This window comes from Butyrivibrio sp. NC3005, from assembly GCF_000424545.1.
Lineage (GTDB): Bacteria > Bacillota > Clostridia > Lachnospirales > Lachnospiraceae > Butyrivibrio.
Genome location: NZ_AUKC01000015.1, coordinates 43,353 through 56,997, shown reverse-complemented (window position 1 = coordinate 56,997; position 13,645 = coordinate 43,353). Strand labels below are relative to the sequence as shown.

Genomic DNA, 13,645 nt, shown 5'->3' with positions numbered 1-13,645 from the left:
TAAATGAGTTTTAGTAGTCAAATTTCGGATTTTTGGAATCAGTATGGAACACTTTTAGTGAGTAATACAGGTGTTACGTTATATATGGTGTTTGTTTCAACACTTGTAGCGTATGTTATAGGAATCCCTATGGGAATAGGCCTTGTTGTTACTGCTCCAAATGGTCTTTGTTCAAATAAGGTATTGTACAGAATACTTGATACAATAACAAACATAGTTCGTAGTATACCGTTTTTGATTTTGCTTATTTTGATTATGCCGCTTACCAAGAAAATAGTTGGTGTTACATTTGGTTCAACTGCAACAATTGTACCTCTTGTAGTTTCAGCAGCGCCTTTTATTGCACGTATGGTTGAATCTTCTCTTTTGGAAGTGGATAAAGGAGTTATTGAAGCAGCTCAAAGTATGGGTGCATCTAATTTTACTATCGTATTTAAAGTTATGATAACAGAAGCCAGAACTTCACTTATCATTGGTGTGACGATTGCTCTTGCAACTATTCTAGGATATTCAGCTATGGCGGGTTCTGTTGGTGGCGGAGGTCTTGGTGATGTAGCTATTCAGTATGGTTACTATAGATACAAGACCGAAGTTATGATAATAACAGTAGTACTTCTGGTCGTATTAGTTCAGGTTATGCAGGCATTTGGAATGTGGCTTGGACATAAGCTTGACCGTAGAAGTATTCACTAATATAGCATTCACTAATGAAGCATTGCCATTCATGGCGAGGAAGGAGAAAATTATGAAAAAAAGATTGTTATCTGTTGCTTTGGTAGGTGTATTTTCTTTAATGGCAATTTCTGGATGCTCTAAGAGTAGTAATGAGGAGTCATCTAAGGGATTAAAGACAATCACAATCGCAGCAACAGCAGCGCCACACGCAGAGATTCTTGAGAGCGATGTTGTTAAGAGTGCGTTGGAGAAAAAGGGTTATGAATTGAAAGTTACTGTATTTGATGATTATGTACAGCCTAATATGGTTGTAGATCAGGGACAGCTTGATGCAAACTATTTTCAGCACATAACATATCTTAATGATTTCAATAAAGAAAATGGGACAAAACTTGTTTCTGTAGGAAACATTCATTATGAACCATTTGGAATCTATGCAGGAAAGAAAAAGTCTCTTGATGATATAGCAGAAGGTGATTCAATTGCTGTTCCAAATGATACAACTAATGAAGCAAGAGCACTTCTTTTACTTCAGGATAATGGGCTTATAAAACTTAAAGACGGAGTAGGTCTTGATGCTACAAAGAATGATATTGTAGAGAATACAAAGAAGCTTGAAATCGTAGAAATCGAGGCAGCTCAGGTTCCTCACCAGCTCGAAAGTGTTTCTTATGCTGTTATGAACGGTAATTATGCAATGGCAGCTGGATTCAAGGTTGCAACAGATGCACTTGCTTATGAGAAGCAGGATTCACAGGCAGCAGAGAACTATGTAAATGTTATTGCTGTAAAAGAAGGAAATGAAAAGAACGAAGGCGTTGTAGCTCTCGTGGAAGTATTAAAGTCAGACGAAGTAACAAAGTGGATTAAAGAAAAGTATGATGGTTCTGTTATTCCATATACAGGTAAATAATAAAGATAAAACAGCAAAATTCAGCCAATGAAAACTTACGGCTATCACTTATAAAGTGGTAGCCGTTTTTAGATATGTTAAATATCCATTTTTTCCAGTTTTTTAGCCTGATCAAATATATCTCTAAGAGTCTTCTTGAACTCATCAAACCTGCTTACAGCTTCATCTGCACCTCTTACTCCTTCATTGGAAAGTGAAGATACTTCCTGGCTGGTAGCTGAAAGGTTTGAAATTCCATCGTTTATTTCTATAGTGGATGTTGCAATTGACTGCATTCTTTCGCCTATTTCTCCGAATCTTTCAATCATGTCTGTAACGTTATGATTGATACTGTCAAAGTTATTTCCAACTGTCTCTATCATTTCATTTTGAGTAGCAACAGAAGAAACTGTATCATCGATGCTGGCCATTGCTTTTTGCACATCTTCTGTTAGTTCATTGATTATTCTTGTTATTTCAGTTGAAGCGTTATTGGTTTCTTCTGAAAGGTCTCTTACATCATTAGCTACAACAGCAAATCCTTTACCGGCTTCACCAGCTCTTGCGGCTTCAATACTTGCGTTTAGGGCAAGTAGATTAGTTTGTTTTGAAATTGAAAGAATAGCACCAACTATTTTTTGTACTTCATCTACTTTATCTATAACGGCTTTAGTGGCTTCAACAGTAATTTGACTAGTAGAGGCAACCTGCTTTGATGTATTTTTTAATTCATCAATAACTTTTGCACCTTCTTTTACAGTGGCCTGAGTATTTTCTGATGCTTTTGACATTTCATCACTAAGTTCCCTGGTGACATCTGTTTCGCCCTGAATAGATTGAACTTTTTCGGCCTGACTGATAACTGCATTTGCTGTCTGTTCCATATTTGAGGCAATTTCCTGCATGCTGGTGTGCTGGTTTTCTATAATTTTGGAAAGACCATCTATATTGCTTTGAGAATTGTTAAAAAGATTTGTTATTGTATTTGCTATATCAGCCATTTGCTGACCTGTTTTCTGAGTCTTTTCAGCGTTTTCTTGAATTACTTCATTATTCTCATTATTAAATTTGGTAAGAAGAGCAACAACGTTAAGTGTTGTAATAAAAGCAAGGCCAAGTGTAATAAAGGCAGGAACGTGAATCATATCTAATTCTCCAGTTGTTACATAAGTTTTAATGCACGTTATAGCAAAAGAAATACATATGGCAGTTATACCAATCTTACATAATTTTCTATTAAGGTAAATTATGCTGGATATTAGAATCGGTAATCCAAAGGCAAAATACATAATATTATCTTCTGCGATTAATAAGACAAAGTAAAAAATGGTGGATCCACCCATAATAAGAATAGATCCCATCTTGGCTTCAGGGTATTTAAAATTTCCAGCGCAAAGCATCGCGATACCAATAACGGCACTTAATAAAATGGAAATTTTAGCAAGCGTAAAACCAGTTTGCTGGATGGCGCTTCCTAAAGTCATTACAATACCACTTGCAATAATAATGGTACATACATAGAAACTTACTTTATTGGCTCTTTTGTACTGCATTTCATTCATAGTCATTTCCTTTCTTTGCTTCGTAGACACGGGTTATTGCATAAATAATATAGAAAATAAACCGATAATATTTTTGTAAAAGAAAAAGAAAAACTTCTGACAAACATATAATCGGCAATATTAAAAGATGAAGTTAGGATTTTTTGAAAATAACTGTGAAACAGCTAATTGTATATTGTATTTCCATAATGCAAAAAGCAGAAGAATAAAGAAAGAAATTAGGAAAAATAAATGATAACAAATCTCGAAAACAGATTTATGATAGCTAAAAACGAGAAAAGCTATAGGTTTTATGCTAGATTGGTAGTTCAGGCAGTGCTTATAATATTTGCATTCCTTTTATATATCAATATTTCTAGTACCTATACCGGAATTTCGATTAATGGTATTGATATCGAAATACCTATACAGGATATGCTGATGGTTCCTTTTGTAGCTTTTTCGGGCTACTTTTCTGGTTTTGTACTGGCTGTGGCAGTTGGATTCTATCAGGAAATGTTTATTAGTAAAGGAAATCTGTATTTTATAATGCTGTATATGCTCATGGCGATAATCGTGGGTATCGTCAACAAAAGACGATGGTTTCTGGAAATTAAAAAGCTTATTTATCTCTCAGCCTATTTAAGCTTGATTGGAGGATGTGCAAGATTTTTTATAATTAATAGACTTACTATGATTCCTGTATTTAAAGCATCGTTTATGACGTATTTGGGATTTTTTTGTAGCGGATTTTTGTGCGCTTTTTGCGGATGCCTTGTCCCGTTTGCTGTATTTAAATATTCAAAAGATAAAATTCTTGCATATATTCCCATGGGAAAATTCTACTTTAGAGATAATCGTGTAATTCATGAAACTTCGCGGCTTGGTAAAAAAATCGTCATCATAATGATGATGGCTGTAGCACTTATAGGAGTTGCAACGGCTGTAAATATTCAATATACGATTGGTTCTGTATCTCCATATCTAGCAAGACATTCAAGAGACGTTTTTAACAGTTATATGGGTGCAGGTGATGAAGATGATAAAGATTATTCAAAAAGACCTATAAGTTACAATTTATCTACCTACACCAAAAATCCAGAGTATGTTGCACCTATTACACCCGCAGCATATCTTATATCAATTGAACTAAAGCTTTTTTTGCTGATTTTAACAGCAGTACTTCCTCTTGGAGTTTTTCTTAATCTCTATCTAAGGACTATTGTAGTTACACCATTATCAATGATTGCGCTTGCAGAAAAAAACTTTGCTTTAAGTCAAAAAAATCAGGATAAACTGCTAGATAATGGCATTATGCTTCATGATCTTAATATAAAAACAGGTACAGAAGTTGATGATATTTTTGAAGCTTCTCTTCAGGCAGAAGAAGCTTCTATTGCATATGTTGATGAGCTTAAAAAAAATCAAAAATTACAGGAAGATCTTCGAGTGAGCCATGTTAGAAATGAGACAAAGACTATCATCTTATCTAATATGTCACATGAAATCCGTACACCAATAAATTCCATAGTAGGTCTTACAGAGATAATACGAAGAACTTCGAAAGAAAAAGCTACTCAGGAATATGCAAGTGGAATAGCTATGTCATCTGAGTATATGCTTTCTCTTATCAATGATATTTTAGATTATTCAAGACTTGAAAAAGGAAATTTGGAGATAAAAAATGTTGAATATGAGCTTAGTCAGATTTTAGGTGATGTATTCAGCAAAATTTTGCATGGAATAAGAGAAAAAAATATTAATCTTGATATTGAAATAGATGAAAATATCCCGCATCTTCTGTGTGGTGATTCGCCTCGTATCAAGCAGATGCTGTTTAGTATTATTAATACAGGAGTAAGATATTCTAATGATGAAGGAAATCTCATGTTTAGAATTTCGTATTCCAAAGATGAAAATAAAGAAGATGAGATTATTCTGAAAATAGAGTTTGGAGGAAAGGCAATTTACCGTTCACCTGAAGAGTTAAAGCATGTATTTCGTCTTGGGGAATTAAGTGGAGACGATGAAGGAGATGTTCTGGTTCAGGAAATTGGATTAAATCTTGGGGTAATAAAAAAAGTTATGGAATTAATGGGCGCTTATGGGAGTCTTGAAAAAACAAAGGAAAACGGTACAATACTCAAACTTGTTTTGCCGCAGAAGGTTATAAAGTGGGAAGGTGTTGGCCAAATGCATTTCGAGATGGAAGAAGAACATAAGCTTGGCTCTAAGTATCAGGAAAGCTTCCATGCAGAAGAAGCCAAAATACTGGTAGTGGACGATACACAGATTAATCTTACAGTAATGAAAGAACTTCTAAGAAAGACACTGGTAAATATAGATACTGCTCAAAGTGGAAAAGAAGCAATTGATATGATAAAAAAGACGAAATATGACATTATTTTTTTAGATCATATGATGCCTGAAATGGATGGAATTGAAACTCTTATGGAGATTAAGAAAATTCCTCAAACGGAAAACCCTAATTATGATACTCCGATAATAGCACTTACAGCTAATGCTATTGCAGGTGCAAGAGAAAATTATATTAGTAAAGGTTTTAATGATTACATGTCAAAACCTGTGCGGTCATCACTTTTAGAGCAGATGCTTGAAGAATACATTCCAGAAGAAAAAGTCAGTCGTTTTGTCGATGTAGAGGAAAAGGAAGAAGATTTTACACGAAAGCTATCGCAGGTTGAAGGAATAGATGTTAATGCAGCTATTGATAATAGTGGTGGTGAAAGTGTTCTTTCTATCATCATTCCAGAATTTATAGAAGAGATTGATGCTAAAGCTTCTGATATGGAGAGAAGTCTTGAAAGCGAAGACTTTAAATTGTTAACAATCCAGGCACATGCACTTAAGTCAAGCGCTAGACTTATTGGAGCAATAGAATTATCTAAAAATGCAGAAGAAGTTGAAAATCTTGGAGAAAATCAAGAAACAGATATAATGAAGGAAAAAGCTAAAGCTTTAATAGAGTTTTATCGCAGTTTTCTGGATAGATTTTCTTTGTTTGAAACATGCAGCGAAGATTCTAATAGTGGCATGGAAGATGGAAAAGAGTGCATTTCATGTAAACAGATTAAAGAAGCAATTGAATATGCAGATGAATTTGCCAGTGTATTTGATTTTGACAGTATAATAAGTGTTATGGATTCACTTAATGATTATAGAATGGACAAAGTAACTCAGAGTTTTATAACAAAGATAAAGAAATCTGCCGAACTTGGTGACATGGCCAATATAAATGATATATTGCAAAATTTAAAGAAGATATTTGAGTGAAATTGTGATAACATGATAAAGATGTGAAAAAAATAGGAAAAGGTGAAAGAAAAATAAATGTCAGGATATTTGATAAAAGATACAACAAAAGAAGAACGAGAAAAAATAGTTGAAGAGTCTCTTGGAAACATGCTTGGAAGTTGTGATGGTTGCGCATCAGGTCTTGCTGATATGTATCAGGATTATATTGATGGAAAAAGAGAATTAAGAGACATTAATATGGAATTCAATGCTCATTATGTAATGAATGATGATAGACCGGAAAGAAACAGTTGCACAGTGCTGTAATTATAGCAACTATTACTTATGGTAGCAAATGAAGATACAATATGCAGCTAATTATGCAGCGGGCGAAAAAATGATGGAATTGGGTTTTTTATGGTGATTTTGGGATTTGCCGGCAAAATGGTATCAAAAATTTCAAAAAAACTTGCAAAATAAATGATAAGCATTTAGAATAGTGATGTGTTTATAAATCTTGCAATAAGCAGGCAAAGGTGCCGAAATGATATTTTCATTAACGGTAGCTTTGCCTTTTTTATTATAAAAACTAATGGGAGAGTATTATGTCAAAGTACACAAGAGAAGATATTTTTAATATGGTAGAGGAGGAAGATGTTGCATTCATCAGACTTCAGTTTTGCGATATTTTTGGAACACCTAAGAATATAGCAATTACTCCATCTCAGCTTGCAATGGCACTTGATCATGAATTGACTTTTGATGGTTCTGCTGTAGAGGGGTTTGTCAGAACAAACGAAAGTGAAATGTATCTTTATCCTGATATGGATACATTTGAAATTTATCCATGGAGACCACAGTCAGGGAAAGTAGCCAGAATGTTCTGTGACATATATACAATGGATAGAAAGCCCTTTGATGGTGACCCAAGATATGTTCTGAAAAAAGTTTTGGAAGATGCCGCTTCAAAGAATATGTATTTTAAAATTGTTCCAGAATTGGAATTTTTCCTTTTTGGATGCGATGATGATGGGAATCCAGTCCCTTCAACTAAGGAAAAAGCAGGATATTTTGATGTGGCACCAGCAGATATGGGAGAAAATGTCAGAAGAGATATTATATTAAATCTTGAAGATATGAATTTCAATATTCTATCATCTCATCATGAAATCGCACCTCAGCAACATGAGATTGATTTTGCAGCAGATGAAGCAGGTCATATCGCTGATATGATTCAGACTTTCAAGATGGCGGTTAAGACAATTGCCAGAAAACACGGTTATTATGCGACATTTATGCCAAAGCCTTCTGAGGGAGTCAATGGTTCTGGAATGCATATTGGAATTCTTGCTTTTGATGATAAAGGAAACAATATTTTTACAGATGCCAGTGATAATCGAGGCCTTTCAGAAGAAGCATATTATTTTATAGGCGGACTTTTGGAACACATGAAAGAGATATCTCTTGTTACAAATCCGCTGGTTAATTCCTATAAGAGACTTGTTCCAGGATATGATGCACCTGTAAATATGTCATGGACAGCATCAAGTGCCAACCATACTTCTCTTATTCGTATTCCTTTCACCAGAGAAAAGAAGACAACGATTGAACTTAGAAATCCTGATGCAACCTGTAACCCATATCTTGCTATAGCTTTATGCATAGCTGCTGGACTTGACGGAATAAACAAAAAGATTATGCCGCCTAAAGAAATACAAATGCTTGATGCAGAAAAAGAGGACATAAGAACACTTCCTCAAACCCTTGGAGAAGCAATAGAAAGTTACAAGAGTAATGAATTTGTAAAGAGTGTTCTTGGCCAAAATGTTTATAACAAGTATCTGGATGCTAAGCTTAGAGAGTGGAAAGAGTTCAGAAGCTGCGTAACTCAATGGGAAATGAAAGAGTATCTTGGTAAGTATTGATTTATAGATTGGGAAAGTCGGGGTTTTCCTAAATGCAGAATGTTATTATTGCATTTGCTAAAGAGACAGATGCTGCAAATTTTAAAAAAGTTTTGATGAGAAAAGGCATAGATGTTTCTGCTATCTGTACGTCAGGAGCTCAGGCTCTTGAAGCCATGGAAAATCTTGGAAACGGTGTTCTTGTTTGTGGTTATAGATTAAGTGACATGCTATGCGAAGAATTGTCAGAGTATATACCATCATATTTTCAAATGCTTGTTGTTGCTTCTCCGGCAAGGCTTGACGGAATAGAGCTTGCCGGAAATGCCATGACTCTTGCAACCCCCCTTCAGGGGGATGTACTGGCATCCACAATCACCATGATGCTAGGAGAATTGTATAACCGCAGGAAGAAGTTAAAGGAAAAGAAAAAAGCAGGGCGAAGTCCCAAAGAGCAGGAGACAATCAATAAGGCAAAAGAACTTCTAATGGAAAGGCATAATATGACAGAACCACAGGCTCACAAGTATTTGCAGAAGTGTTCTATGGATTCTGGTACCGGAATTGTAGAAGCAGCAGAGATGGTAATATCGCTTAACAGCGTTTGATAAATTAAAAAATTTTTGGGAGTTCTATTTTTCTAAAATTATGATAATATGATATAGAATTGCTTCATGGTCAAAGCCATTTGGCAATTTAATAAACAATTGGGAACGTCTGATTTACTATAATTTCTAGACTTTTCCCAGTGTTTGTATGGCAAATGCCAACATCATATCATAATCTAGGAAAGGAAAAGCTATTATTTTTTAATAGCAGTACAACCGCATGATTCAGCAATTAGTAAATGCAATTCAGAAAACACAGGCTCCTATAGTGGTCGGGCTTGATCCTAAGCTTTCCATGATTCCTGAGAGAATCAAAGTGAAGAACTTTAAGGAATATGGAGAAAACGCCGAAGGAGCAGCAAACGCTCTTTTTGATTTTAACAAAGAGATTGTTGATGGTGTTTATGATTTGATTCCGGCTGTTAAACCACAGATTGCTATGTATGAGCAATTTGGTATCCCGGGACTTATTGCATTCCAGAAAACTGTTGACTATTGTCACGGGAAAGGTCTTCTTGTAATAGGAGATATTAAACGTGGAGATATTGGCTCGACTTCAGAGTCTTATGCTCTTGGACATTTGGGAAGCGTGCAGGTTGGAAATACTCGTTGCACTGGTTTTAATGAGGATTTCGCTACAGTTAATCCTTATCTGGGTAGTGATGGTGTAAAGCCATTTATCGATGTTTGTAATGCCGAAGATAAAGGCATCTTTGTCTTAGTCAAGACTTCAAATCCTTCAAGTGGAGAATTTCAGGATCGTATAATTGAAAATGGTATCCCTCTTTATGAAGAAGTTGCCAGAAAAGTTGAAGAATGGGGACTTACTTCTATGGACGGCGCATACTCAAATGTTGGATGTGTAGTAGGTGCAACATATCCTGAAATGGGAGCTGCTCTTAGAAAAGTTATGCCTCATGCTTACATTTTAGTTCCAGGCTATGGTGCTCAGGGCGGAACAGGCAAGGATCTTGTGGGATTCTTTAATGAAGATGGTCTTGGCGCGATTGTTAATAGCTCAAGAGGAATAATTGCAGCATGGCAAAAAGAAGAGTATTCACAATACGGAGAAAACAATATTGGTGAAGCTGCAAGAAAAGCTGTAATCGATATGAAAAATGATATTTCTAATGCTTTGAATAGATAAGAGAAGAGGTTTGATAATGGAAAACTATAAAGAAGAGTTTATTAGTTTCATGGTTGACAGCAATGTATTAAAGTTTGGCGATTTTACTTTAAAAAGTGGTAGAAAATCTCCATTTTTTATGAATGCAGGAGCATATGTAACAGGAACACAGCTTATGAAACTTGGCGAATACTATGCTAAAGCAATTCATGACAATTTTGGACTAGACTTTGATGTATTGTTTGGACCAGCGTATAAAGGAATTCCGCTTAGTGTTGCTACTTGTATTGCAATTAGCAAGCTCTATGGCAAGGATATCAGATATTGCGCTAATCGTAAGGAAGTAAAAGATCATGGTGATACAGGTATTCTCCTTGGAAGCAAGCTTCAAAAAAATGACAGAGTTCTTATTATTGAGGATGTCACAACTTCTGGAAAGTCTATAGAGGAAACATACCCTATCTTAAAAGCTCAGGGAGAAGATATCGAAGTTGTTGGGCTTATTGTTTCTTTGAATCGCCAGGAGAAAGGTCTTACAACAGATAAAAGTGCTCTTGATGAAATTCATGATAAGTATGGATTTGATGCACATGCAATTGTTACCATGAGTGATGTTGTAGAATATCTTTATAATCGTGAAATTGGTGGTAAAATAGTATTGGATGATGAAATTAAATCCAGAATCAGTGATTACTACAATCAGTATGGCGCTGTAAAAATGTAAAAAGAAAAGGAGATTACGGCATGGAAGAAAAAACTTATAAGTTGATGGGTAACTCTGGAGCTTTGAATCTTGCATTTGGTATTTTATCGATTGTTTGTGGAACAGTTGCAGGCGTATTGCTTATTATCAGCGGAGCAAAGCTTCTTAGTGGCCGAAAGAAGATTTTATTTTGAACACGCAGGTAGATAGGGGAATTCCAACCCCCGAATGGGAAAACGATGGTGAAATAGCACACTATCGCAAAAAGAAAAAGAAGAAAAAACGCCAGTCGATTTGGAAAAAAATACAAAGAAGACGGCTTATCTTCACAGATCATGTTCATCCTAGGAAAGGTATTTTGTCTTTTGTGTTAGGGCTTGTTGGAATATTCCTTATAGCATCTAGTGTCAATGGAGCATTTAAAGCTGGCGGTAAGGCAGATGCCAAGTATGGTGTAGCTATGTTTCAAGCACTTTGCTATAGCATTGCAGGAATAATTCTATCTGTTCAATCCAGAAAGCAGAACAAGATCTTTTATATGTTTCCAAATTTGGGAATATTTTTGGGAACTGTAAATGTGGTACTTATTATAGTTCTCACAGTATTTGGATTTATTTTTTAAAAAAATCTAAAAAAACACTTGACTGAATGGTCAGTCAGAAATAATATATTTACTGCATGGGTATGGATGTCATTTTTCTATTTTGAAGAATGATATCTGTATCAGGCAGGATTTTTTTATTTATAATCCTGTTTATAAAAGAAGAATTTTAAAATGTTTAGATAGGAACTTTTTATATGAACGAATTATTTTTAGAACGTCTGGATTTGGCTAAAAGCCGAATTTCAGAAATTGAAAATGAACATCTAAAGAACCTGGATGCAACAAAGGGCGCTTTGGATGTTTATTTTCATGTCATAGCAGAATTTCTTTTAAAGACTTTGAATATATATGGTCTTTCATCTAAAGGTGATCTTCTAAAAATGGATGAAGAATCCAGAAAAAAGCTTATGGAAGATATCTACAGTGATATAATTCCAGAACACTATGGAGAAAGCTTTGCAAATCCAACTTATGCTGTAAAGATGTTAGGACAAGAGTATGGAAGACTTTTATCATCTCTTTACTACGAACTTCGAAGCAATATCGCTTTTGCATATGAGAAAAATCTTTGGCAGATTGTTATTCGTCTTGAACTGTTTTTGGAAATCTATTATTTATTCTCATCTTCTCTTGAAGAAGATAAAAAACTCCCTTCACAGGAAAAAATCAGACAGATAATGTACTATTTCTATAGTGATTATGAAGAGGAATGTCGCAAAGAACGTTTTGCAAGTCTTGTAGAACCATCAAGTTATACGTTTGCAAAAGACATTATTATGAATAGTGATCTTAGTGATGTTTCTTATCTTTATCTTTTTGGGGAATATATCGGAGTTAATGAGATTGAGACTGCAAGGCATTTAAATAACATGTCTGATGAAGAAATCGAAAAAATGGCTTCAACATATACAGAAGGCTATAGAATTGGTTTTGAAGTCACAGGAAAAGATCTTTCAATCAAAAAGACTGTTGCTATTCGTTACAACCTTGGATTTGAAAGAATGGTAAAGGCAGCAGTTATCCAGTTTAGAAAGATGGGACTTGAGCCGTCTATTTACAGAGCTAATCCAAGTACTTTCTATACAGGTAATAGCATTAATCAGAATGGTTTTGCATGTGATGGAGCTAATAAGCAGTATTTATATGATCACAAAGATGATAATGGACTGTTTCTCGATAAGGCTTTAATTAACAGGAAGTTCGAAGCATTAAAGAGTGCTGGAGAAGAATACAAAGATTCTGCAAAAACTTTCGCAGGACCAGCAGTAATCGAGGTATTTGGAGAAAAGACTTTTACTCCTGTAAACAACGAAGATGCTGTTCATCTTGATAGTGAACAGTCCAAAGAGCTTGGAAAATATCGTGTACAGGCAGCAGTTATTACAAACGATTATATTCCTGGTGATGAGAGAAGTTTCACTATTATAGCATTTCCTGTTCCATCAATTGGGGACAGATATGAAGAGATATTCAATGAAACTGTTAAGCTTAATACATTGGATTATAAGCTTTATCAAAGAACTCAGCAGACACTTATTGATGCACTTGATAAGGGTGATTATGTACATGTTAAGGGAATGGGGCAGAACAAGACGGATATTGTCGTAAAACTTCATGAACTTAAAGATGCATCAAAAGAAACAAATTTTGAAAACTGTGTAGCTGATGTTAATATTCCTGTTGGTGAAGTATTTACATCCCCAGTATTAAAGAATACAAATGGAACTTTGTATGTTTCATCTGTTTATCTTAACGGTTTATTATTCAAAGATCTGACTATTGAGTTTAAAGATGGAGTTATCAGTTCCTACAGCTGCTCAAATTTTGATTCTGAAGAAGAAAATAAGAAATACATTGATGATAATATTTTGTTTCATCATGATACACTTCCGATTGGAGAATTTGCAATTGGAACTAATACAACAGCATACGTAATGGCAAGGAAATTTGATATTCAGGATAAGCTTCCAATACTTATTGCAGAAAAAACAGGACCGCATTTTGCAGTGGGTGATACCTGTTATTCTCATGAAGAGGATATTATCACACGTAATCCTGATGGCAAAAATATTATTGCCCGTTCAAATGAAATCTCTGATTTAAGAGATACTGATCCTGAAAAAGCCTACTTTGGTTGTCATACAGATATTACTATTCCTTATAACGAACTTGGAGAAATCACAGTAGTTACTAAGGATGGAGATAAAATATTAATTATACAAAATGGTCGCTTTGTACTCGAAGGGACACAAGAACTAAACAAACCTTTCGAGCAGTTGCAGTGATATACTTTTTCTGCTTTAAAGCTTAGTGCAGATAAGCAGTAATTATTTTGTT

Annotated in this window: 12 protein-coding genes; 11 read left to right on the top strand and 1 reads right to left on the bottom strand. The window is 34.9% G+C overall.

Features of this window, described 5'->3' with window-relative positions:
* Positions 1 to 3 precede the first annotated feature (3 nt).
* A complete protein-coding gene (locus tag G634_RS0105395; RefSeq protein ID WP_035799039.1) occupies positions 4 to 693 on the top strand; it encodes a methionine ABC transporter permease in 690 nt (229 codons plus the stop codon).
* Positions 694 to 745: 52 nt separating this feature from the next.
* Positions 746 to 1,588, top strand: coding sequence for a MetQ/NlpA family ABC transporter substrate-binding protein (locus G634_RS0105390; RefSeq protein WP_026504428.1), 843 nt, complete (start codon positions 746 to 748; stop codon positions 1,586 to 1,588).
* Positions 1,589 to 1,665: 77 nt separating this feature from the next.
* Here G634_RS0105390 and G634_RS0105385 read toward each other — a convergent pair whose 3' ends face one another.
* Positions 1,666 to 3,129, bottom strand: a complete 1,464-nt coding sequence (locus tag G634_RS0105385) for a methyl-accepting chemotaxis protein (RefSeq protein ID WP_026504427.1) — start codon at positions 3,127 to 3,129, stop codon at positions 1,666 to 1,668.
* A 231-nt stretch (positions 3,130 to 3,360) separates the two neighbouring features.
* Here G634_RS0105385 and G634_RS0105380 point away from each other — a divergent pair, with 231 nt between their 5' ends.
* The 9 genes from G634_RS0105380 to G634_RS0105340 all read left to right on the top strand — a co-directional run bounded on the left by G634_RS0105380 (position 3,361) and on the right by G634_RS0105340 (position 13,593).
* Complete coding sequence (locus G634_RS0105380) at positions 3,361 to 6,402, top strand: response regulator (RefSeq protein ID WP_026504426.1); 3,042 nt, start codon at positions 3,361 to 3,363, stop codon at positions 6,400 to 6,402.
* A gap of 57 nt (positions 6,403 to 6,459) precedes the next feature.
* Positions 6,460 to 6,690, top strand: coding sequence for a hypothetical protein (locus G634_RS0105375; RefSeq protein WP_026504425.1), 231 nt, complete (start codon positions 6,460 to 6,462; stop codon positions 6,688 to 6,690).
* A 278-nt stretch (positions 6,691 to 6,968) separates the two neighbouring features.
* On the top strand, positions 6,969 to 8,288 hold the full coding sequence (glnA, locus tag G634_RS0105370; protein ID WP_026504424.1) for a type I glutamate--ammonia ligase: 1,320 nt from the start codon (positions 6,969 to 6,971) through the stop codon (positions 8,286 to 8,288).
* A gap of 32 nt (positions 8,289 to 8,320) precedes the next feature.
* On the top strand, positions 8,321 to 8,875 hold the full coding sequence (locus G634_RS0105365) for an ANTAR domain-containing response regulator (protein WP_026504423.1): 555 nt from the start codon (positions 8,321 to 8,323) through the stop codon (positions 8,873 to 8,875).
* Positions 8,876 to 9,095: 220 nt separating this feature from the next.
* Entirely contained in the window at positions 9,096 to 10,022 is a 927-nt protein-coding gene (gene pyrF, locus G634_RS0105360; RefSeq protein ID WP_026504422.1) for an orotidine-5'-phosphate decarboxylase, read from the top strand.
* A gap of 16 nt (positions 10,023 to 10,038) precedes the next feature.
* On the top strand, positions 10,039 to 10,725 hold the full coding sequence (pyrE, locus tag G634_RS0105355) for an orotate phosphoribosyltransferase (protein ID WP_026504421.1): 687 nt from the start codon (positions 10,039 to 10,041) through the stop codon (positions 10,723 to 10,725).
* Between the two features lie 20 nt (positions 10,726 to 10,745).
* Complete coding sequence (locus G634_RS21340) at positions 10,746 to 10,898, top strand: hypothetical protein (protein ID WP_026504420.1); 153 nt, start codon at positions 10,746 to 10,748, stop codon at positions 10,896 to 10,898.
* Positions 10,895 to 11,326, top strand: coding sequence for a DUF6142 family protein (locus tag G634_RS20180; protein ID WP_051233703.1), 432 nt, complete (start codon positions 10,895 to 10,897; stop codon positions 11,324 to 11,326). The genes G634_RS21340 and G634_RS20180 overlap by 4 nt, the downstream gene beginning before the upstream one ends.
* A 176-nt stretch (positions 11,327 to 11,502) precedes the next feature.
* Complete coding sequence (locus tag G634_RS0105340) at positions 11,503 to 13,593, top strand: aminopeptidase (RefSeq protein ID WP_026504419.1); 2,091 nt, start codon at positions 11,503 to 11,505, stop codon at positions 13,591 to 13,593.
* The last annotated feature ends 52 nt before the right edge of the window (positions 13,594 to 13,645 follow it).

Coding starts and splice junctions, on each gene's coding strand:
- G634_RS0105395 (WP_035799039.1), top strand. CDS start 4: ATGAGTTTTAGTAGTCAAATTTCGGATTTTTGGAATCAGTATGGAACA.
- G634_RS0105380 (WP_026504426.1), top strand. CDS start 3,361: ATGATAACAAATCTCGAAAACAGATTTATGATAGCTAAAAACGAGAAA.
- G634_RS0105375 (WP_026504425.1), top strand. CDS start 6,460: ATGTCAGGATATTTGATAAAAGATACAACAAAAGAAGAACGAGAAAAA.
- glnA (WP_026504424.1), top strand. CDS start 6,969: ATGTCAAAGTACACAAGAGAAGATATTTTTAATATGGTAGAGGAGGAA.
- G634_RS0105390 (WP_026504428.1), top strand. CDS start 746: ATGAAAAAAAGATTGTTATCTGTTGCTTTGGTAGGTGTATTTTCTTTA.
- G634_RS0105365 (WP_026504423.1), top strand. CDS start 8,321: ATGCAGAATGTTATTATTGCATTTGCTAAAGAGACAGATGCTGCAAAT.
- pyrE (WP_026504421.1), top strand. CDS start 10,039: ATGGAAAACTATAAAGAAGAGTTTATTAGTTTCATGGTTGACAGCAAT.
- G634_RS0105385 (WP_026504427.1), bottom strand. CDS start 3,129: ATGAATGAAATGCAGTACAAAAGAGCCAATAAAGTAAGTTTCTATGTA.
- pyrF (WP_026504422.1), top strand. CDS start 9,096: ATGATTCAGCAATTAGTAAATGCAATTCAGAAAACACAGGCTCCTATA.
- G634_RS0105340 (WP_026504419.1), top strand. CDS start 11,503: ATGAACGAATTATTTTTAGAACGTCTGGATTTGGCTAAAAGCCGAATT.
- G634_RS21340 (WP_026504420.1), top strand. CDS start 10,746: ATGGAAGAAAAAACTTATAAGTTGATGGGTAACTCTGGAGCTTTGAAT.